Origin of the sequence: Variovorax sp. JS1663 (genome assembly GCF_002157355.1) — a bacterium.
Taxonomy (GTDB): domain Bacteria; phylum Pseudomonadota; class Gammaproteobacteria; order Burkholderiales; family Burkholderiaceae_C; genus Variovorax.
Map to the genome: position 1 here is coordinate 20,309 of NZ_LYMK01000057.1, position 18,281 is coordinate 38,589.

At 68.5% G+C, this 18,281-nt stretch carries 19 protein-coding genes; 13 read left to right on the plus strand and 6 right to left on the minus strand.

Translation table 11 applies throughout. The features are described 5' to 3' along the window. Nucleotides 1-37: 37 nt before the first annotated feature. The gene (locus A8M77_RS30675) at nucleotides 38-949 is read right to left on the minus strand and encodes a LysR family transcriptional regulator ArgP (protein WP_086925254.1); all 912 of its coding nucleotides are present in this window, start codon (nucleotides 947-949) and stop codon (nucleotides 38-40) included. Between the two features lie 71 nt (nucleotides 950-1,020). Here A8M77_RS30675 and A8M77_RS30680 point away from each other — a divergent pair, with 71 nt between their 5' ends. The 11 genes from A8M77_RS30680 (at nucleotide 1,021) to A8M77_RS30725 (ending at nucleotide 11,674) form a co-directional block, all read left to right on the plus strand. Next, entirely contained in the window at nucleotides 1,021-1,668 is a 648-nt protein-coding gene (locus A8M77_RS30680) for a LysE/ArgO family amino acid transporter (RefSeq protein ID WP_086925255.1), read from the plus strand. Between the two features lie 191 nt (nucleotides 1,669-1,859). Further along, on the plus strand, nucleotides 1,860-2,474 hold the full coding sequence (trhA, locus tag A8M77_RS30685) for a PAQR family membrane homeostasis protein TrhA (protein ID WP_086925271.1): 615 nt from the start codon (nucleotides 1,860-1,862) through the stop codon (nucleotides 2,472-2,474). An 84-nt stretch (nucleotides 2,475-2,558) separates the two neighbouring features. After that, nucleotides 2,559-4,181: an MFS transporter gene (locus tag A8M77_RS30690; RefSeq protein ID WP_086925272.1), complete on the plus strand. Its 1,623-nt coding sequence runs from the start codon at nucleotides 2,559-2,561 to the stop codon at nucleotides 4,179-4,181. Between the two features lie 208 nt (nucleotides 4,182-4,389). Then, entirely contained in the window at nucleotides 4,390-6,168 is a 1,779-nt protein-coding gene (locus tag A8M77_RS30695; protein ID WP_086925256.1) for a nitrite/sulfite reductase, read from the plus strand. After that, the gene (locus tag A8M77_RS30700) at nucleotides 6,165-6,572 is read left to right on the plus strand and encodes a DUF934 domain-containing protein (RefSeq protein ID WP_086925257.1); all 408 of its coding nucleotides are present in this window, start codon (nucleotides 6,165-6,167) and stop codon (nucleotides 6,570-6,572) included. Before A8M77_RS30695 ends, A8M77_RS30700 begins: the two co-directional genes overlap by 4 nt. A gap of 11 nt (nucleotides 6,573-6,583) precedes the next feature. Continuing rightward, entirely contained in the window at nucleotides 6,584-7,204 is a 621-nt protein-coding gene (locus tag A8M77_RS30705; RefSeq protein WP_086925273.1) for a phosphoadenosine phosphosulfate reductase family protein, read from the plus strand. Nucleotides 7,205-7,247: 43 nt separating this feature from the next. Next, nucleotides 7,248-8,201 carry a sulfate adenylyltransferase subunit CysD gene (cysD, locus tag A8M77_RS30710; protein WP_086925258.1) on the plus strand — a complete coding sequence of 318 codons (954 nt, stop codon included), beginning with the start codon at nucleotides 7,248-7,250 and terminating at the stop codon, nucleotides 8,199-8,201. Between the two features lie 116 nt (nucleotides 8,202-8,317). Beyond that, on the plus strand, nucleotides 8,318-9,655 hold the full coding sequence (locus A8M77_RS30715) for a sulfate adenylyltransferase subunit 1 (protein WP_086925259.1): 1,338 nt from the start codon (nucleotides 8,318-8,320) through the stop codon (nucleotides 9,653-9,655). Nucleotides 9,656-9,697: 42 nt separating this feature from the next. After that, on the plus strand, nucleotides 9,698-10,027 hold the full coding sequence (fdxA, locus tag A8M77_RS37035; RefSeq protein WP_238137033.1) for a ferredoxin FdxA: 330 nt from the start codon (nucleotides 9,698-9,700) through the stop codon (nucleotides 10,025-10,027). After that, nucleotides 9,985-11,046: an NAD(P)/FAD-dependent oxidoreductase gene (locus A8M77_RS30720; RefSeq protein WP_238137034.1), complete on the plus strand. Its 1,062-nt coding sequence runs from the start codon at nucleotides 9,985-9,987 to the stop codon at nucleotides 11,044-11,046. Before fdxA ends, A8M77_RS30720 begins: the two co-directional genes overlap by 43 nt. Before the next feature lie 61 nt (nucleotides 11,047-11,107). Further along, a complete protein-coding gene (locus A8M77_RS30725) occupies nucleotides 11,108-11,674 on the plus strand; it encodes a phosphatase PAP2 family protein (protein WP_143694828.1) in 567 nt (188 codons plus the stop codon). A gap of 9 nt (nucleotides 11,675-11,683) precedes the next feature. On the opposite strand, the gene A8M77_RS30730 is transcribed toward A8M77_RS30725, so the two are convergent. Both A8M77_RS30730 and A8M77_RS30735 read right to left on the minus strand, forming a co-directional pair. After that, nucleotides 11,684-12,493: a DUF3592 domain-containing protein gene (locus tag A8M77_RS30730; protein WP_086925262.1), complete on the minus strand. Its 810-nt coding sequence runs from the start codon at nucleotides 12,491-12,493 to the stop codon at nucleotides 11,684-11,686. Nucleotides 12,494-12,541: 48 nt separating this feature from the next. Then, complete coding sequence (locus A8M77_RS30735) at nucleotides 12,542-12,802, minus strand: TIGR04438 family Trp-rich protein (protein WP_086925263.1); 261 nt, start codon at nucleotides 12,800-12,802, stop codon at nucleotides 12,542-12,544. A 103-nt stretch (nucleotides 12,803-12,905) separates the two neighbouring features. On the opposite strand from A8M77_RS30735, the gene A8M77_RS30740 reads away from it, so the two are divergent. Beyond that, nucleotides 12,906-13,211: a c-type cytochrome gene (locus A8M77_RS30740; RefSeq protein WP_086925264.1), complete on the plus strand. Its 306-nt coding sequence runs from the start codon at nucleotides 12,906-12,908 to the stop codon at nucleotides 13,209-13,211. Nucleotides 13,212-13,216: 5 nt separating this feature from the next. On the opposite strand, the gene A8M77_RS30745 is transcribed toward A8M77_RS30740, so the two are convergent. Together A8M77_RS30745 and acs are read right to left on the minus strand one after the other, a co-directional pair. Continuing rightward, nucleotides 13,217-13,726 (minus strand): Signal transduction histidine kinase, encoded by a 510-nt coding sequence (locus A8M77_RS30745; RefSeq protein WP_086925265.1) that lies wholly within the window; start codon nucleotides 13,724-13,726, stop codon nucleotides 13,217-13,219. 87 nt (nucleotides 13,727-13,813) lie between these two features. After that, nucleotides 13,814-15,811, minus strand: coding sequence for an acetate--CoA ligase (gene acs, locus A8M77_RS30750; RefSeq protein WP_086925266.1), 1,998 nt, complete (start codon nucleotides 15,809-15,811; stop codon nucleotides 13,814-13,816). A gap of 177 nt (nucleotides 15,812-15,988) precedes the next feature. On the opposite strand from acs, the gene A8M77_RS30755 reads away from it, so the two are divergent. Continuing rightward, on the plus strand, nucleotides 15,989-16,609 hold the full coding sequence (locus A8M77_RS30755; protein ID WP_086925267.1) for a YqhA family protein: 621 nt from the start codon (nucleotides 15,989-15,991) through the stop codon (nucleotides 16,607-16,609). 18 nt (nucleotides 16,610-16,627) lie between these two features. On the opposite strand, the gene fumC is transcribed toward A8M77_RS30755, so the two are convergent. Next, a complete protein-coding gene (fumC, locus tag A8M77_RS30760) occupies nucleotides 16,628-18,025 on the minus strand; it encodes a class II fumarate hydratase (protein ID WP_086925268.1) in 1,398 nt (465 codons plus the stop codon). Between the last annotated feature and the right edge of the window lie 256 nt (nucleotides 18,026-18,281).

Below are 18,281 nucleotides of genomic sequence, written 5' to 3' on the forward strand. Positions count from 1 at the left end.
TAAATATACATGTATTAAGCCTTTTCCACCAAGCTGGCTACGCCGAGGGTGGCGGCTCCAGTCCATCGCGCGCGGCCGCGAGCACGGCCTGCGTGAGCCGGTCCAGCATCGGGATCTTCAGCCGCACATGCTGCCAGTAGAGCGGCACCTCCAGGTCCACGCCGGGCATCAACTCGACCAGGCTGCCGTCGCGCAAATGGGGATCGACCAGCACCGACGGATTCATCCCCCAGCCCATGCCGGCCACGCTGGCTGCCACGAAGGCCTGCGTCGAGGGCAGCCAGTGCCGCGGCACCTCGACCGCCTGGCCCAGGGCGGCCTGCAGCCACTGCGACTGCAGCTTGTCCTTGCGGCTGAAGGCCAGGCTCGGCGCCTCGGCCAGCGCCTGCGCCGCGACGCCGCGCGGGAAATGCTTTTTCGTGAAAGCGGGACTGGCGGTCGCGCGATAACGCATGCGCCCCAACGGGACGCTGCGGCAGCCCTGCGCCGGCCGGGCGCTGCTGGTCACGGCGGCCAGCACGGTACCGGCGCGCAGCCATTCGGCCGTGTGCGTCTCGTCATCGACGCTGAGATCCACCAACGCCGGCTCGCCTGCGCCGAAGGCCGCGATGGCCGGCAGGAACCAGGTGGCCAGGCTGTCGGCATTGACGGCCACGCGCAGCGTCACCCGCTGCTCGCCCGCGTCGAGCGCGCCGAGCGCCGGCAGCACGCGGTGCAGGTCGCGCTCCAGCATGCCGACCTGCTCCACGTGCCGGCAGAGCCAGGCGCCCGCCTCGGTCGCCACGCAGGGCGATCCGCGCACGATCAGCGCCAGGCCCAGCCGGTCTTCCAACTGCTTGACCCGCTGCGACACCGCCGAGGGCGTGACGTGCAGGGCGCGCGCCGCGCGTTCGAAGCTGCCCTCGCGCACCACCTGCGCAACGGCCGAGAGGGACAGGTAGTCGAGCAATGAAGTATTCCTAATGCAGATGCAGAAAACTTAACTGGACTGATTCTGCCGCAGCGCCAATCATCGGGCGCATGACCACCACCAGCCCCCTGTTCCCTTCTTTCGTCACCGGCTTCGGCCTGAGCCTTGGCCTGATCGTCGCCATCGGGGCGCAGAACGCCTTCGTGCTGCGCCAGGGCCTGCGGCGCGAGCACGTGCTGCCGGTGGTGCTGTTCTGCGCGGCCGCCGATGCAATCCTGGTGGCGCTGGGCGTGATCGGGATGGGCGGCGTGCTGGATCGCCTGCCGGGCCTGGCGCCTGCCTTGACGCTGGGCGGCGCTGCCTTCCTGCTCGCCTACGCGTTGCTGGCCTGGCGGCGGGCCCTGCGCCCCGGCACCCTGCAGGCCGCGCAGGCGGACGGCCGCCGCAGCCCGCTGCCCCGCGTAATGGCGCAGACCGCCGCCTTCACCCTGCTCAACCCGCACGTCTACCTCGATACCGTGCTGCTGGTGGGCGCCGTCGGCGCGCAGCAGGCCGGCGCCGGCCGCGCCGCCTTCGTGGCCGGCAGTGCGCTGGCCAGCGCGGGCTGGTTTGCGGCCCTGGGCAGCGGCGCACGGCTGCTGGCACCCCTGTTCGCGCGGCCGCAGGCCTGGCGCTGGCTCGACGCGCTGGTGGGCTCGGTGATGCTGCTGCTCGGCGCGATGCTGGCGGGCCAGGCCCTCCTGGCGTTCGGGCTCTGAAACGGCGCAAAGCTGCGCCAACCGGAGGACACCCGCGCGCGCTACGGCCGAAGGGCCAGGCGATCCCATATACACGGTAGGCCCAACGCCCAAGTCCAACGGGAGATGTGCGCTCGCCACATTTGGTTTCTGATGTCACGACGGCGCAGCAATGCGAAGGCCCACTCGATCCATCCACGGCGGTGACCATCATGTACCAAGGCGAACGCTTCAACGGCTACAGCCACCTGCTCGGGCTGATGCTGGCCACGGGCGGCTGCGCCCTGCTGCTGACGAAGGCGGTGTCCGGCGGCGACCCGGCCAAGACCGCGAGCGCGCTGGTGTTCGGGCTTTCGATGGTGGCGCTGTACGCGGCTTCCACGCTCTTTCACAGCACCCGCGGCCGCACCAAGCTGTTCTGGCAGCGGATGGACCACTGCGCCATCTACCTGCTGATCGCCGGCAGCTACACACCCTTCGCGCTGGTCACGCTGCAGGGTGCCTGGGGCTGGGCCCTGCTGGCTGCCGCCTGGAGCGCGGCACTGTTCGGCGTCGCGCGCGAGCTGCGCCCGGGGACGCCGCCGGCGCCCTCGCTGGCGCTCTACCTGGGCATGGGCTGGCTGGGCGTGCTGGCGGCCGTGCCGCTGATCGAGCGGCTCGACGGCGGCGGGCTGGCCTGGCTGCTGGCCGGCGCCCTGTGGTACTCGGCCGGCACGGTGTTCTATCGCAACCCGCTCGGGTGGCGGCATGCGCATGGGACCTGGCACCTGTTCGTGCTGGCGGGGACGGCAAGCCATTACGTGACCGTCGCCCACTTCGTGCTGTAGCCCGGACTGGGGCGTCCTGACGGACGGCGGCCAGGGCCTGCCGCGCAGCGCTTCGCTACCATGCGGGCGCAGCCCCTGAACCGCATGAAACCCCAGAACATCTCCTTCCACCATCCCCTCGCGTTCTGGATCGGCTGCATCGCCATCATCGGCGGCGTGCTCGCGCACGTGCCGATGTTCATGATGGGCCGCCACACCGGCTGGCAGATGGTCGGCATGGAAATGGACGCGACCATGCTCACCGGCATGGCCATGATCCCGCTGGGCGTGCTGCTGGCCATGTACGGCTTGATGCCGCGCATCGCGCAGATGAAGAAAAGCCTGCACGGCGACCGTCACCTGCAGTTCCACGTGGCCGATGGCGTGCCGCTCAACGGCGAGCATTGGAAGCTGGTGATCGTCCTGGTGATCGCGCTGGCGGTGGACGTCCTCAAGCCGGCGACGCTGGGCTTCGTGATGCCGGGCATGACGACGGAATACGAGATCAGCAAGCAGACCGCCGGCATCCTCGCGCTGGTGGCGCTGACCGGCACCACCGTCGGCTCGGTGCTCTGGGGCCGGCTGGCCGACGTGTTCGGCCGGCGCGCGGCCATCCTGCTGTCGGCGCTGATGTTCATCGGCACCGCCATCTGCGGCGCGATGCCGGCCTTCGGCTGGAACCTCGTCATGTGCTTCCTGATGGGCGCTTCCGCCGGCGGCCTGCTGCCGATCACCTTCACCCTGATGGCCGAGACGGTGCCGGCCGCCCACCGCGGCTGGCTGCTGGTGGCGCTGGGCGGCGTCGGGACCTCGGCCGGCTACCTGCTGGCCGCGGGATCGGCCGCGCTGCTGGTGCCGGAATTCAGCTGGCGCGCGCTGTGGCTGCTGGGTCTGCCGACCGGTCTGCTGATCGTCTTCCTGGGCCGCTATATCCCCGAGTCGCCGCGCTTCCTGGCCAACGCGGGACTGGACGATGAGGCGCGCGCGGTGCTCGCGCGCTTCGCCGGCGCGCAGGCGAGCGGCAGCGCAACGGCGGAGGTGGCGCCCGCTGCGGTCATCGCCGAAGCGGAGCCGCCGGCCGCCGGCATCGCCCAGTTGCTGCGGGGCCCCCACGCGCGCATCACCTGGGGCCTGATGGTCTGCGGCGTGGCCTGGGGACTGGTGAACTTCGGCTTCCTGCTGTGGCTGCCGACCAACCTGGGCAGCATGGGCATGGACGCCACCGCCGCCAGCGCGCTGCTGGCGCGCTCGGCGCTGCTGGCCCTGCCCGGCATCGCGCTGGTGATCTGGCTCTACCACCGGTGGAGCAGCATCGGGGCGCTGGTGCTCTTCATCGCGCTCACGGCAGCCACGCTGCTGGTCTTTTTCGGGCTCGGTGTGGCGCGGGTGCAGTCGGCCACGGCCATGGTGATCACTACTGCGCTGCTGCTGGTCAGCTCCAGCGGCGTGATCGCGATGCTGATCCCCTATGCCGCCGAGATCTACCCGGTGCATTTGCGCGGCACCGGCTCGGGCGTGGTCGCGGCCGGCTCCAAGTTCGGCGGCATCCTGGGGGCAGGCTTCGGGGTGCTCGGCGTGTTCGGCCATTTCGCCGCCTCGGCGCTCCTGATCGCCCTGCCGATGGCGGTGGCGGCGTTGATGCTGGCGCGCAGCGGCATCGAGACGCGCGGGCGCGGGCTGGAGGACATCCAGCAGGCCCTGGGCGAAGGCCGCGGCAGCGCGCCCTGACGACACGGTCGCCGCACAAATCCAGCCGCCAGCCGCCTTATCCGAAATAAGCATTCCACCGCCCTGCAGGCCGCATGGAGACTGGTGAATAAGCTTATCCGCATAAAGCGCGAACCAAAAAATAGTTTGGTTCCATAAGCGACGCTCCTAAAGTCACGGCCTCGTTGACGGGCGTGGACGCGCGCCTTCCAGCAGCAAAGAAAACACGATGTACCAATACACAGACTTCGACCGCCAGTTCGTGCACCAGCGCGCTGCGCAATTCCGGGACCAGCTCGAACGCTGGCAGGCCGGCAAGCTTTCCGAGGACGAGTTCCGGCCGCTGCGCCTGCAGAACGGCTGGTACGTGCAGCGCTACGCGCCCATGCTGCGCGTGGCGGTGCCCTATGGCGAGCTGTCCAGCGCCCAGCTGCGGGTGCTGGCCCGCATCGCCCGCGAATACGACGAGCCCGAGGCCGAGGTCTACAAGAGCGCCCTGAAGACGCAGGGCAAGCTGGGCACGCACAAGCTGCCCACGCACTACGGCCACTTCACCACGCGCCAGAACGTGCAATACAACTGGATCCCGCTGGCCAAGTCTGCCGACGTGATGGACCTGCTGGCCTCGGTCGACATGCACGGCATCCAGACCAGCGGCAACTGCATCCGCAACATCACCAGCGACGAGCGCGCCGGCGTCGCCATCGACGAGGTGGCCGATCCGCGCCCCTTCGCCGAAATCATGCGGCAGTGGAGCACGCTGCATCCCGAGTTCGCCTTCCTGCCGCGCAAGTTCAAGATCGCCATCACCGGCGCCAACGAAGACCGCGCGGCCACCGGCTGGCACGACGTAGGCCTCAAGCTGCTGAAGAACGAAGCCGGTGAGTTGGGCTTCCGCGTGCAGGTCGGCGGCGGCATGGGCCGCACGCCCATCATCGGCACCGTGCTGCGCGAGTTCCTGCCCTGGAACCAGATCATGAATTACCTGGAGGCCGTGGTGCGGGTCTACAACCGCTACGGCCGGCGCGACAACATGTACAAGGCGCGCATCAAGATCCTGGTGAAGGCCGAGGGCCAGCGCTACATCGACGACGTCGAGGCCGAGTACCGGCAGATCCTCGAGCACGACGGCGCGCCGCACACGATTCCGCAGGCCGAGTTCGACCGCGTCGCCGCCTCCTTCGTGCCGCCCCGGCTCGCCACCCGCGTGTTCCAGAGCGCCGAGCAGACCGACGCGGACCTGCGCGCGCAGGCGGCGGACGACGTGATGTTCGCGCGCTGGCTGCAGCGCAACGTGGCGCCGCACAAGAACCCGTCGCTGCGCGCGGTCACGCTGTCCTTCAAGCGCATCGGTCAGGCGCCCGGCGACGCCTCGGCCGACCAGCTCGACACCGCCGCCCGCCTGGCCGACCGATTCTCGGCCGGCGAGGCCCGCGTCACGCACGACCAGAACCTGCTGCTGCCCTGGGTGCATGCCGAGGACCTGCACGCGCTGTGGCTCGCCGCCCGCGAGGCCGGCTTCGCGAGCGCCAACGTGCACCTGCTGACCGACATGATCGCCTGCCCCGGCGGCGACTTCTGCGCACTGGCCAATGCCCGCTCGATCCCGATCGCCGAGGCCATCACCGAGCGCTACCAGGACCTGGACGAACTCGACGACCTGGGCGAGATCGACCTGCACATCAGCGGCTGCATCAACTCCTGCGGCCATCACCACAGCGGCCACATCGGCATCCTGGGCGTCGACAAGGACGGCAAGGAGTGGTACCAGGTCACGCTGGGCGGCTCCGACGGCTCGGCGCTGTCGGGTGCGGCGCAGCCAGGCAAGGTGGTCGGCCCCTCCTTCTCGGCGGCCGAGGTGCCGGACGTGATCGAGGCCGTGCTCAACACCTACCGCGACACGCGCGAGGCGGGCGAGAGCTTCATCGACGCGCTTCGCCGGGTCGGCATCGAGCCCTTCAAGGCCGCCGCCAACGGTGCACGCTTCAAGGTCGAGGAGGCCGCATGAACAAGACCCTGCGCATCCTCTCTGCCGAAGAGCACGTCGACGACGGCAGCCCGAACGTGCTGCAGATCGCCAACGACGCGGATCCGCTCGCCATCGAGGTCTGCCTCGACGACGTCGAACGCATCGACCTGCATTTCCCGAAGTTCACCGACGGCCGCGCCTACAGCCAGGCCTTCCTGCTGCGCCGCCGCCTGGGCTTCAAGGGCGACATCCGCGCCACCGGCGACGTGCTGATCGACCAGCTGGTGCAGATGCAGCGCACCGGCTTCTCCAGCGCGGTGCTGAAGGAAGGCGTGGACGCCTCCGCCGCCCAGCGCCAGTTCGATCGCTTCGCCGCCTACTACCAGGGCGATGCGGTGCAGACCACGCCGCACTTCGCGACGGCGGCATCCGAGGCCGCATGAGCACTTTCGACATGAGCATCGATCTCGCACGCATCAATTCCGAACTCGGCCGCAACGCGGAGGGCCTGGTGGACTGGGCGATCGGCCTGGGCCAGCCCGCGATCGTCACCACGAATTTCCGCCCGTTCGAGGCCGTGATCCTGCACATGGTGACGCGCGCAAAGGCGAATGTGCCCGTGGTCTGGATGGACAACGGCTACAACACCGAGGCCACCTACCGGTTTGCCGACGAGGTGACGAAGCTGCTGGGTCTGGACCTGCACATCTACCTGCCGCGCCGCTCCCGTGCGCATCGCGAAGCGGTCGAAGGTCCGACGCCGGCGCTGGACGATCCGCGCCATGCCGCCTTCACGGAGGAAGTGAAGCTGGAGCCCTTTGCCCGTGCGCTGCGCGAGACGGCACCGAAGGTCTGGTTCACCGCGCTTCGGGCCACCGACACGGCCGTGCGCGCGCAAATGGACCCGGTCAGCGTCAATCCGGATGGCCTGATCAAGGTCGCCCCGCTGCTGCACTGGTCGTCCAAGGATCTGTATGCGTACTGCGAAGCGCATGGCCTGCCCAACAACTTCGACTACGTGGACCCGACCAAGGGCGAAGAGAACCGCGAGTGCGGACTGCATCTCTCGCATTGAGCGCCAAGGTTTCACCGATTTCACGCACTGAGCACCTCACCCGATGAACGCCCGAACCGAACACGACCTGCTGCTGCAGACCGCGCACACGCCGGCTCACCTGTCCAACGCCCAGCTCGATGCGCTGGAGGAAGAGACCATCTTCATCCTGCGCGAGGTCGCCGCCTCTTTCGAGCGGCCCACGCTGCTGTTCTCCGGCGGCAAGGATTCGCTGGTGCTGCTCAAGTGCGCCGAGAAGGCTTTCGGCGCCGGCCGCCTGCCCTACCCGCTGCTGATGATCGACACCGGCCACAACTTCCCTGAGGTAACGGCCTTCCGCGACCACCGCGCGCAGGAACTGGGCGCCGAGCTGATCGTGCGCAGCGTCGAAGACTCGATGGCCCGCGGTACCGTGCGCCTGGCCCATCCGGGCGAGTCGCGCAACGTGCACCAGTCGGTCACGCTGCTGGAAGCGATCGAGGAATTCCGCTTCGACGCGCTGATCGGCGGCGCGCGCCGCGACGAGGAGAAGGCCCGCGCCAAGGAGCGCATCTTCTCGCACCGCGATGCCTTCGGCCAATGGCAGCCCAAGGACCAGCGGCCCGAGCTCTGGACCCTGTTCAACACCCGCCTGGCCCCGGGCGAGCATTTCCGCGTGTTCCCGATCTCCAACTGGACCGAGCTGGACGTCTGGCAGTACATCGAGCGCGAACACGTCGCCCTGCCCTCGATCTACTACACGCACAAGCGTGAAGTGGTGGAGCGCCGCGGCCTGCTGGTGCCGGTGACCGAGCTGACGCCGCCGCGCGACGGCGAGCAGGTCGAGGTGCGCGACGTGCGTTTCCGCACCGTGGGCGACATCACCTGCACCTGCCCTGTCGAAAGCCTGGCCGCCGACGCGGCCGACGTGGTGGTGGAAACGCTGGCGGCCGAAGTCAGCGAGCGCGGCGCCACCCGCATGGACGACAAGACTTCCGAAGCCTCGATGGAAAAGCGCAAGAAAGACGGCTATTTCTAAGCACTCCCCCAGGCTTCGCGCACTTCGTGTCGCTACGCCAACCCCCTCGCCGGGGGCAACACCAGCGGCCCGGCAAAGCCGGTTCCGCGGTGTTCCCCGAAAAGCGGAGAAATGAATTGAACGCAATCACCCTTCCTACTGCTGCACAGGCGATCCACGGCGACACCGGCACCGCCCTGCGCTTCATCACCTGCGGCAGCGTCGACGACGGCAAGAGCACGCTGATCGGCCGCCTGCTGGTCGACAGCAAGACCGTGCTGCAGGACCAGCTGGCCGGCGTGCAGCGCGGCGGCGAGACCGACCTGGCGCTGCTGACCGACGGCCTGTCGGCCGAGCGCGAGCAGGGCATCACGATCGACGTGGCCTACCGCTATTTCTCGACCGCGCGGCGCAAGTTCATCATCGGCGACGCGCCGGGCCATGAGCAGTACACGCGCAACATGGTCACGGCCGCTTCCAGCGCCGATGCCGCCGTGGTGCTGGTCGACGCCACCAAGCTGGCCTGGGCCGCCGAGGTCGGCGACGGCGAAGTGGTGCGCCGCGAGCTGCTGCCGCAGACGCGCCGCCACACGCTGCTGTGCCATCTGCTGCGGGTGCAATCCATCGTCTTCGCGGTCAACAAGCTCGACGCCATCCCCGATGCCGAGCTGGCCTTCGAGCGCATCTCGGCCGCGCTCGCGAGCTTTGCCGAAGCCGCCGGCGTGCAGGTCGCGGCCACAGTGCCGATCTCGGCCCTCAAGGGCTGGAACGTGGCATCACGCCATGGCGACTGGTGCGGCTACGAGGGCCCGAGCCTGGTCGAGTTGCTGGAAGACCTGCCGGTCACCCAGCAGGACGAAACCGTCCCCTTCGCCTTCCCGGTGCAGTGGGTCGAGAAGTTCTCGGGCTCGGCCGACACCTCCAAGGGCCGCCGCGTGTTCTGGGGCCGGGTGGCCAGCGGGCATGTCGAGCCCGGCCAGCGCGTGGCCGTGATGCCGGGCAACCAGGTCGCCACGGTGGCGCAGGTGCTCAGCCACACGCGCCAGCCCAAGGCCGTGCACGCGGGCCACAGTGCCGGCATCGTGCTCGACCGCGAGCTCGACGTCTCGCGCGGCGACTGGCTGCTGGCGCCCGAGGCCTTCGAGCCGGTGCGCGAGATCACCGCCACCATCGCCTGGCTGGACGACGAGCCGCTGGTCGCGGGCCGCGTCTACTGGGCGCTGCAGGGCCACCGCTGGGTCAAGGCGAAGGTCGCCCGCATCGTCGACCGCGTCAACATCACCACGCTGGAATCGGAGCCGGCCGAGCGGCTGGAGCCCAATTCGATCGGCGACGTGGTGCTCTCGCTGCAGCAGCCGCTCGCGGTGCTGCCCTTCACGCAATCGAGGGCGCTGGGCTCGCTGGTGCTGGTCGATACCGCGTCCCACAGGACCTCGGCGGCCGTGCTCGTGCAGCCGTCGGCGCCAAAGGCCTAAAATTCAGCGTTTCCTCCACCGATCGATCTCCCTCCCCCAGTCATGACCCACGTCGTCTCCGAAGCCTGTATCCGCTGCAAGTACACCGATTGCGTCGATGTCTGTCCCGTGGACTGCTTCCGCGAAGGCCCCAACATGCTGGTGATCGATCCGGACGAATGCATCGACTGCGCGGTCTGCATCCCCGAGTGCCCGGTCAACGCGATCTACGCCGAGGAAGACCTGCCCGCCAACCAGTTGGCCTTCATCAAGCTCAACGCCGAGCTGGCCCTGGCCGACGGCTGGAAGAGCATCACCAAGCGCAAGCCGGCGCTGCCGGATGCCGAGGAGTGGAAGGACAAGACCGACAAGATCGGGGAGCTGGTGCGCTGAACGCACCTGCCGCGCCCATCGAGACCGACGGCCTGGTTGTCGGCGCCGGTCCCGTCGGGCTGTTCCAGGCCTTCCAGCTCGGCCTGCTCGAGATCCCCTGCCACATCGTCGATGCGCTGCCCGCCGCGGGCGGCCAGTGCGTGCAGCTCTACGGCGACAAGCCCATCTACGACATACCGGGCATTCCCGCGACCAGCGGGAAGGGCCTGGCGGACGCGCTGCTGCGGCAGCTCGAGCCGCTGAAGCCCGGCTTCCACTTCGGTGAGCAGGTCGAGACCCTCGAACGGCAGGCCGACCGGCGCCTGCTGCTTCGCACCAGCGGCGGCACAGCCTTCCTGGCGAAGACGGTGTTCATCGCCGCCGGCGTCGGCGCCTTCGTCCCCAGGCGCATCGCGCTGGAGGGCATCCAGCGTTTCGAAGGCACCACGCTCTTCTATCACCCCGAATCGCTGGAACGCTTCGACGGCCAGGCGGTGGTGGTCAACGGCGGCGACGACGCGGGCCTCGCGACGGCGCTGGCACTGGTCGGGCGGGCCCGGCAGGTCACACTGCTGCACCGTCGCGACGGCTTCCAGGCCGACGAGACGCTGGTCCGCCAGTTTCGGGCGCAGGTGGCCGCCGGCGCCGTGGACTTTGCGGTGGGCCAGCCCGTCGCCTTCGATGGCCGGACCCTGGAGATCGCGACGCCGGACGCACAGACCCGCGCCCTGCCGCTCGACGCATTGGTCGCCTGCCTCGGCATCTCCCCCCGCCTCGGGCCGATCGTCGACTGGGGGCTGGACCTGGTCCGCAAGCAGGTCCCGGTGGACACCGAGCGCTACCAGACGCGCGAGCCTGGCGTCTTCGCGGTCGGCGACGTCAACACCTATCCGGGCAAGAAGAAGCTGATCGTCTGCGGCTTCCACGAGGCCACGCTGGCAGCCTGGGCCGCGACGGAGATCGTGTTCCCGGGCAAGGCCGTGCCGCTGCAGTACACCACGACCAGCACCCGGCTGCACCAGTTGCTGGGCGTCGGCTGAGCGGGCCGCGTCAGCGACGCGTTCATCGAAAAGCCAGCTTCGGAATCTACGATTGCGCGCCATGCAGGCATTGAACATCGCACTCTTCCAGGCCATCGCCGCCGGCCACGCGCCTGGCTCACCGTGGCTGCTCTGGTTTGCCGCGCGCGTGGCGGAAGGCTCGACCTGGGTGTGCGTGGCCATGATGGCCTGGCTGGCCTGGCGGCGGCCCGCCCAACGCGTCTACGTGCTGGCGGCACTGGTCGCTGCCGGCGTGGCTTCGGTCCTGGCCCAGCAGCTGGCGGAGGTCATCGGCATGCCGCGCCCCTTCGTACTGGGCCTGAGCCCAGCCCACATCGAGCATGGCATCCGCGGCGCGCTGCCGAGTGCCCATGCCACGGTGATGTTCACGGTCGGCCTCGTGTTCTGCCTTCGCGCGGCGACCCGGATCGTTGGTGCCGCGATCCTGGCGATCGCCGTCCTGACGGGCTGGGCGCGCATCTACGTGGGCGTGCATTTCCCCTTCGACATCCTGGCCGGCCTGCTGCTGGCCGGCGCCATCGTCGCGGTCTTCTGGGGGCTGGAGCGATGGGGCCGCCGCCTCGTCGCGCCGGCCACCGCGCTCGACGACGATCTGCGCGCCCGCTGATCCGGGCTGCTAGCCAGCCAGGACCCAGGCGCTGGCGCCGAAGACAACGAAGCCCAGCCCCACGATCACGAGGATGAAACGCGGCTGAAAGGAGGCCGCCGGCGGCAGGCTCTGCGCGACGAAATGCAGCAGCGCGCCGCCCCCGATGGTCATGAAGCCTGCGCCCAGCGAGCGCGCGACGTCCTCGCCGAGGAAGGTGATGACGAAGCCACCCAGGAACACCACATTGGCGACCACGGTCAGGGCGGTGCGCCGCTTCTGCTGCGCGGGTGTGGCCTCCCGGGGTGCGGCACGGCCACTGCGGCCGCCGCGGAGGACACCCACGAAGAACAGGCCGAACAGCGTTGGGAACAGCCCGAAGATGCCCAGCGCCAGCACCGGGCCCCAGAGGTTCTGGAAATCCGCAACGAGGGCCTGCGAGGGATCGGCCGATCGGTAGCGCACCTCCACTGCCTCGCCGATGCCGACCTCACGCCGGCTCCCGCCCAGGCCCTTGACCTGGTGGAGCCGGCCATCGGGTCCGGCGAATTCGACCAGCGGCGCCAGGGTGGTAGTACGCCGGCCCTTGGCGTCCTTGCTGGTCTCCTCGACGAAATCGACCAGGCGGCCCTGCGCAGGCTCGGTGCCGGCGATCGACGCGTAGCGGTGCATCGCCACCCAGCCTGCCATCGCCAGGCCGGTGAGCCCGATCACCAGGCAGCCCAGCGCGATGCCGCTTTCGAACCCTTTCCTCCAACCCAGAAGAGCCCCTGACAGAGGCCCGAGCAGACAGGCGCCGAAGAAGGCCAGCAGCGCCCGGTTGATGAGCGCCTCATCCATGGGCCGTCGTTCGCGCGTGGAAATGACGGGCGCCGCGGCGGCGGCAGATCAACGCCCGCGCCGGCGCCGGTTGGAGCGGCTGGTCAGCAGGCCCAGCTGGCTGCGCTGCCGGTCGATGCGCGCCTGGCGCCGCTCGTTCTCGCGTTCGACCACTTTGCGCTTGGTGTAGCCCGAAGCGTCGGCCCAGGCCCACCAGGCGATGGCGAGCGCGAAGGGAATGAGCACCACCCACCAGCTCCACTGGGCCACGAAGCCGACTTCGAAGTACTTGAGGGCCACCGTGATCAGGCCCAGGAACAGAAACCACATGTAGAACCCCTCCGATCGTCCGGCCCGCTCAGCAGGAGGCCGTGCACCGCGCTACCTACAATCGCGTTGGACCCACTTTAACGCACCCACGTCACCCGGCCCCATGAAAAGAGCGCTCTTCGTTGCCGCCTTCGGCCTCGCCGCCGCAGCCCCCGCCTTCGCCGACCTGGCGCTGGCCACCTCCAAGAACTGCATGAGTTGCCACGCCGTCGACCGCAAGATCCTCGGCCCCTCCTTCAAGGAGATCGCCGCGAAGTACAAAGACAACAAGGGGGCCGCTGACACGCTGGCCACCAAGATCATCAAGGGTGGTTCGGGCGTCTGGGGCGCGGTGTCGATGCCGGCCAACAACCAGGTCAGTGAGGCCGACGCGAAGAAGCTGGCGGCCTGGGTGCTCTCGACGAAGTAAAGGCGTCAGACGGCCGGCGGCATGCCGACCGGCTCCCTGGTCTCCCGGCGGCGGTCGAAGCGGTCCTCGAGCTGGCCGATGTGGGCCGCCAGCGTGTTGTCGGTGTGCTCGGAGCGCACCTTGATCATCGTTTCGAGCTGCTCCACCCGTGCCAGCAGTGCGGCATGCCGCTCGGCATTGCGCGCCATGTGGGTGTTCTCCTGCGTCTCGAGGAAATTGCGCAGCTCCGTGAAACGCGAGGCCTCGGCCCGGTCGGCCAGGTCGCGCTGGGCCTGCATCTCCTTCGTGTGCCGGCGCGTCTCGAGCAGCACGGTGCTCTGCAGGTAGACCACATAGGCGGCGAAGAACACGCCCAGCAGCACCGTGAGTCCCAGCATGATCAGGCCCAGCGGCGCGGTGACCTGCATGAAGCCGATCGACATCACGGTGGGCGCGGCCAACACGCCCCAGTTCAATGCCGCGAGCGCCGCGATCAGCAGCACGACCACCAGGAGCACGCCTGTTCTCAGTCCCATGGAAGTCTCCTGAAGCTTCGATGGGCTGTTTGTAGCGCATCCGGCACGCCCCGCCTGTCGGACGGGGGCGCGGACCGCCGGGCCTGGTCAGTAGGCCTGGCCGAGCTGCTCCAGGATGGCCGGGTTCTCGAGCGTCGAGGTGTCTTGCGTGATCGCCTCGCCCTTCGCGATGCTGCGCAGCAGGCGCCGCATGATCTTGCCGCTGCGGGTTTTGGGCAGGTTCTCGCCGAAGCGGATGTCCTTGGGCTTGGCGATCGGGCCGATCTCCTTGGCCACCCAGTTGCGCAGATCGGCGGCGATCTGCTTGGCCTCGTCGCCGCTCGGCCGTCCGCGCTTGAGCACGACGAAGGCGCACACGGCCTCGCCCGTCAGGTCGTCGGGCCGGCCGACCACTGCGGCCTCGGCAACCAGGTCGGTCTTGGCGACCAGCGCGGATTCGATCTCCATGGTGCCGAGGCGATGGCCAGAGACGTTGAGCACGTCATCGATGCGCCCGGTGATGCGGAAGTAGCCGCGGTCGGCGCTGCGCACCGCGCCGTCGCCGGCGAGGTAGATGGTGCCGCCCATCTCCTCGGGGAAGTAGCTCTTCTTGAAGCGCTCGGGGTCGTTCCAGATGGTGCGGATCATCGAGGGCCAGGGTCGCTTGATCACCAGCATGCCGCCGGCGCCGTTGGGAATGTCCTTGCCGGTCTCGTCGACGATCGCGGCCATGATGCCGGGCAGCGGCAGCGTGCAGGAGCCGGGCACCAGCGGCGTCGCGCCGGGCAGCGGCGTGATCACGTGGCCGCCGGTCTCGGTCTGCCAGAAGGTGTCGACGATCGGGCACTTCTCGTGGCCCACGTTCCGGTAGTACCACATCCAGGCTTCGGGATTGATGGGCTCGCCCACGGTGCCGAGGATGCGCAGCGAGGAAAGATCCCAGTTCTTGGGGTGCACCTTCTCGTCACTGTCGGCGGCCTTGATCAGCGAGCGGATCGCGGTCGGCGCGGTGTAGAAGACCGTGACCTTGTGCTTCTCGACCATCTGCCAGAAGCGGCCGGCATGCGGAAAGGTGGGGATGCCCTCGAAGATGACCTGCGTCGCACCAGCTGCCAGCGGCCCGTAGGCGACGTAGGTGTGGCCTGTGATCCAGCCGATGTCGGCGGTGCACCAGAAGCGGTCTTCGGCGCGGATGTCGAAGGTCCAGTCCATCGTGAGCTTGGCCCACAGGAGATACCCGCCGGTGGCGTGCTGCACGCCCTTGGGCTTGCCGGTGGAGCCCGAGGTGTAGAGGATGAAGAGCGGGTGCTCGGCGCCGACCGGCACCGGCGCGCATTCGCTGCTCTGGCCCTTGAGCACCTCGTCGAAGGTCTTGTCGCGGCCCGAGACCATGTTGCAAGCGGTCGCGGTGCGCTGGAAGACCAGCACGGTCTTCAGCGTGTCGCAACCGCCGAGCGCGATGGCGTCGTCGACGATGCCCTTGAGCGGCAGCTCCTTGCCGCCGCGCATCTGGAAGTTGGCGGTGATCACGGCCACCGCGCCGGCGTCGATGATGCGCTCCTGCAGCGCCTTGGCCGAAAAGCCGCCGAACACCACGCTGTGCGTGGCGCCGATGCGGGCGCAGGCCTGCATCGCGATCACGCCCTCGATGGTCATGGGCATGTAGATGATGACGCGGTCGCCCTTGGCGATGCCCTGCGCCTTCAGCGCGTTGGCGAACTGCGAGACGCGCGCCAGCAGTTCCTTGTAGGTGACCTGCGTGACCGCGCCGTCGTCGGCCTCGAAGATGATCGCGGTCTTGTTCTCGACCGGCGTGCCCACGTGCTTGTCGAGGCAGTTGGCCGAGGCATTGAGCTCGCCGTCGTCGAACCACTTGTAGAACGGCGCGTTCGATTCGTCGAGGGTGCGGGTGAAGGGCTTGGTCCACACCACGTTGCTCTTCGCCTGCCGGGCCCAGAAGCCCTCGAAGTCGTCGGCGGCCTCCTTGCACAGCGCGTCGTAGGCGGCCATGCCGGAAATGCGGGCGCCCTGCGTGGCACGGGCGTCGGGCGAAAAAACGCGGTTCTCGACCAGGACGGACTCGATCGTCGATGCGCTGCTGCTCATTCTTTGTCTCCTGTGGCAAGGGGAAGTGACGGACGCTACTGTCCGCGTCCGCACTTACGGGTGTCTGACGCCCCATGTTAGCGACAGGATCGTCACACGGCCGCCCTGGTGGGCACTCTAGAATCGCGCGTTTCCCTTTCTCTCCTCACCCCGCATCCAAGTCACCGGCCCGCCCCGATGTCCAACCTCGATCCGCTCCTCCAGGCCCGCGCAGGCAAGTCCTCGCCGCTGCGCCCGCTGCCCAACCTGATCTTCGCGAGCCGCTGGCTGCAGTTGCCGCTCTACCTGGGGCTGATCGTCGCGCAGGGCGTTTACGTCGTGCACTTCCTCGTCGAGCTGCTGCACCTGGTCGAGGCCGCCTTCGGCAGCGAGGCGGCGCTGAAATCACTCATCACCAGCATCGGCTACAAGACCACCGCGCCGATCACCACGCTCAACGAGACGGTGATCATGCTGGTTGTACTGGCGCTGATCGACGTGGTGATGATCTCCAACCTGCTGATCATGGTGATCGTCGGCGGCTACGAGACCTTCGTCAGCCGCATGAACCTGGAGGGCCACCGCGACCAGCCCGAATGGTTGAGCCACGTGAATGCGTCGGTGCTGAAGGTCAAGCTGGCGACCGCGATCATCGGGATCAGCTCGATCCACCTGCTCAAGACCTTCATCAACGCGGACAACTACACCGACCGCGTGCTGATCGCGCAGACCGCAATCCACATCGCCTTCCTGCTGTCGGCGATGGCGATCGCGTTCACCGACCGGCTGATGGCGCCGGCTCCGGGCGCCGACCACTGACGGCGCCAGGGCCGCGTTTCAGCGGCCCGTCATGTTCTCAGGCACCACCCATTGGTCGAACTGCTCGGCCGTGAGGTGCCCCGACGCGATGGCCGCCTCGCGCAGGCTGGTGCCTTCCTTGTGCGCCTTCTTCGCGATGAAGGCCGCCTTGTCGTAGCCGATGTGCGTGTTGAGCGCCGTCACCAGCATCAGTGAGCGCTGCACCAGCTCCGTGATGCGCTCGCGGTTCGGCTCGATGCCGACCGCGCAATGGTCGTTGAAGCTGCGCATGCCATCGGCCAGGAGGCGCACGCTCTGCAGGAAGTTGTGGGCCACCATCGGGCGGAACACGTTGAGCTCGAAGTTGCCCGAGGCGCCGCCGATGTTGATGGCGACGTCGTTGCCGAAAACCTGCGCCGCCAGCATCGTGACCGCCTCGCTCTGGGTCGGGTTGACCTTGCCGGGCATGATGGACGAGCCGGGCTCGTTCTCCGGGATGCTGAGCTCGCCGATGCCGCTGCGCGGGCCGCTGGCCAGCCAGCGCACGTCGTTGGCGATCTTGTTCATGCTGGCGGCCAGGGTCTTGAGCGCGCCGTGCGCATGCACCATGGCATCGACCGAGGCCATGGCCTCGAACTTGTTGGGCGCAGTGATGAAAGGCAGGCCGGTCAGCCTGGCCAACTCGGCGGCCACCCGCTCGGCATAGCCCTTGGGCGCATTGAGCCCGGTACCCACGGCCGTGCCGCCCAGCGCCAGTTCGCATAGGTGGGGCAGCGCGGCGCGCACGTGGGCCTCGCCATGGGCCAGCTGCGCCACGTAGCCCGAGAACTCCTGGCCCAGCGTCAGTGGCGTCGCGTCCTGCAGGTGGGTGCGGCCGATCTTGACGATCTCGGCGAAATCCCTGGACTTCTTCTCCAGCGTGCCGCGCAAGAGCGCGATGGCCGGCAGCAGGCGGTGGGTGATGGCCTCGACCGCCGCCACATGCATCGCGGTGGGGAACACGTCGTTGGAGGACTGGCTGCGGTTCACGTCGTCGTTGGGATGCACCAGGCGCCCTTCCCCACGCTCGCCCCCCAGTAGTTCGCTGGCACGGTTGGCCAGCACCTCATTGACGTTCATGTTGCTCTGGGTGCCAGAGCCGGTCTGCCACACGACCAGCGGGAACTCGCCCTCGTGCGTGCCGGCGATCACCTCGTCTGCCGCGGCGACGATGGCGTTGGTCTTCTTCTCGTCCTGCAGCCCGAGCGCATGGTTCACCACCGCCGAGGCGCGCTTGACCTTCGCCAACGCCAGGATGATCTCGCGCGGCTGGCGCTCGCCGGAGATGTCGAAGTTCTGCAGTGAGCGCTGGGTCTGGGCGCCCCACAGCCGGTCGCCCGGGACCTCGATGGGCCCGAAGGTGTCGCGTTCGGTACGGGTGCTGGGGGAGGTCGTCATGAGGGAATGCTCCAGGAGGTCGAAACGCCGTGCAGTATCGCCCCAAATAAGAACGGCTCGCATTGGGCATGGATTTGCCCGCATCCGCGCGAGGGTCCGGCTGCGACAGGCTGGGATAATCGCAGGGTTTGCCCGTCCCCTCCCCACGAAATACACCATGACCATCATTCAGCAAGCCGACCTGATCGAGTCGGTCGCCGCCGCCCTGCAGTACATCAGCTACTACCACCCCAGCGACTACATCGCCCATCTCGCG

What these genes read in the sequence shown, in the direction of transcription:
- A8M77_RS30680 (WP_086925255.1), top strand. Translation starts at nt 1,021, where the DNA reads ATGACCACCACCAGCCCCCTGTTCCCTTCTTTCGTCACCGGCTTCGGC.
- trhA (WP_086925271.1), top strand. Translation starts at nt 1,860, where the DNA reads ATGTACCAAGGCGAACGCTTCAACGGCTACAGCCACCTGCTCGGGCTG.
- A8M77_RS30690 (WP_086925272.1), top strand. Translation starts at nt 2,559, where the DNA reads ATGAAACCCCAGAACATCTCCTTCCACCATCCCCTCGCGTTCTGGATC.
- A8M77_RS30695 (WP_086925256.1), top strand. Translation starts at nt 4,390, where the DNA reads ATGTACCAATACACAGACTTCGACCGCCAGTTCGTGCACCAGCGCGCT.
- A8M77_RS30700 (WP_086925257.1), top strand. Translation starts at nt 6,165, where the DNA reads ATGAACAAGACCCTGCGCATCCTCTCTGCCGAAGAGCACGTCGACGAC.
- A8M77_RS30705 (WP_086925273.1), top strand. Translation starts at nt 6,584, where the DNA reads ATGAGCATCGATCTCGCACGCATCAATTCCGAACTCGGCCGCAACGCG.
- cysD (WP_086925258.1), top strand. Translation starts at nt 7,248, where the DNA reads ATGAACGCCCGAACCGAACACGACCTGCTGCTGCAGACCGCGCACACG.
- fdxA (WP_238137033.1), top strand. Translation starts at nt 9,698, where the DNA reads ATGACCCACGTCGTCTCCGAAGCCTGTATCCGCTGCAAGTACACCGAT.
- A8M77_RS30725 (WP_143694828.1), top strand. Translation starts at nt 11,108, where the DNA reads ATGCAGGCATTGAACATCGCACTCTTCCAGGCCATCGCCGCCGGCCAC.
- A8M77_RS30730 (WP_086925262.1), bottom strand. Translation starts at nt 12,493, where the DNA reads ATGGATGAGGCGCTCATCAACCGGGCGCTGCTGGCCTTCTTCGGCGCC.
- A8M77_RS30735 (WP_086925263.1), bottom strand. Translation starts at nt 12,802, where the DNA reads ATGTGGTTTCTGTTCCTGGGCCTGATCACGGTGGCCCTCAAGTACTTC.
- A8M77_RS30740 (WP_086925264.1), top strand. Translation starts at nt 12,906, where the DNA reads ATGAAAAGAGCGCTCTTCGTTGCCGCCTTCGGCCTCGCCGCCGCAGCC.
- A8M77_RS30745 (WP_086925265.1), bottom strand. Translation starts at nt 13,726, where the DNA reads ATGGGACTGAGAACAGGCGTGCTCCTGGTGGTCGTGCTGCTGATCGCG.
- acs (WP_086925266.1), bottom strand. Translation starts at nt 15,811, where the DNA reads ATGAGCAGCAGCGCATCGACGATCGAGTCCGTCCTGGTCGAGAACCGC.
- A8M77_RS30755 (WP_086925267.1), top strand. Translation starts at nt 15,989, where the DNA reads ATGTCCAACCTCGATCCGCTCCTCCAGGCCCGCGCAGGCAAGTCCTCG.
- fumC (WP_086925268.1), bottom strand. Translation starts at nt 18,025, where the DNA reads ATGACGACCTCCCCCAGCACCCGTACCGAACGCGACACCTTCGGGCCC.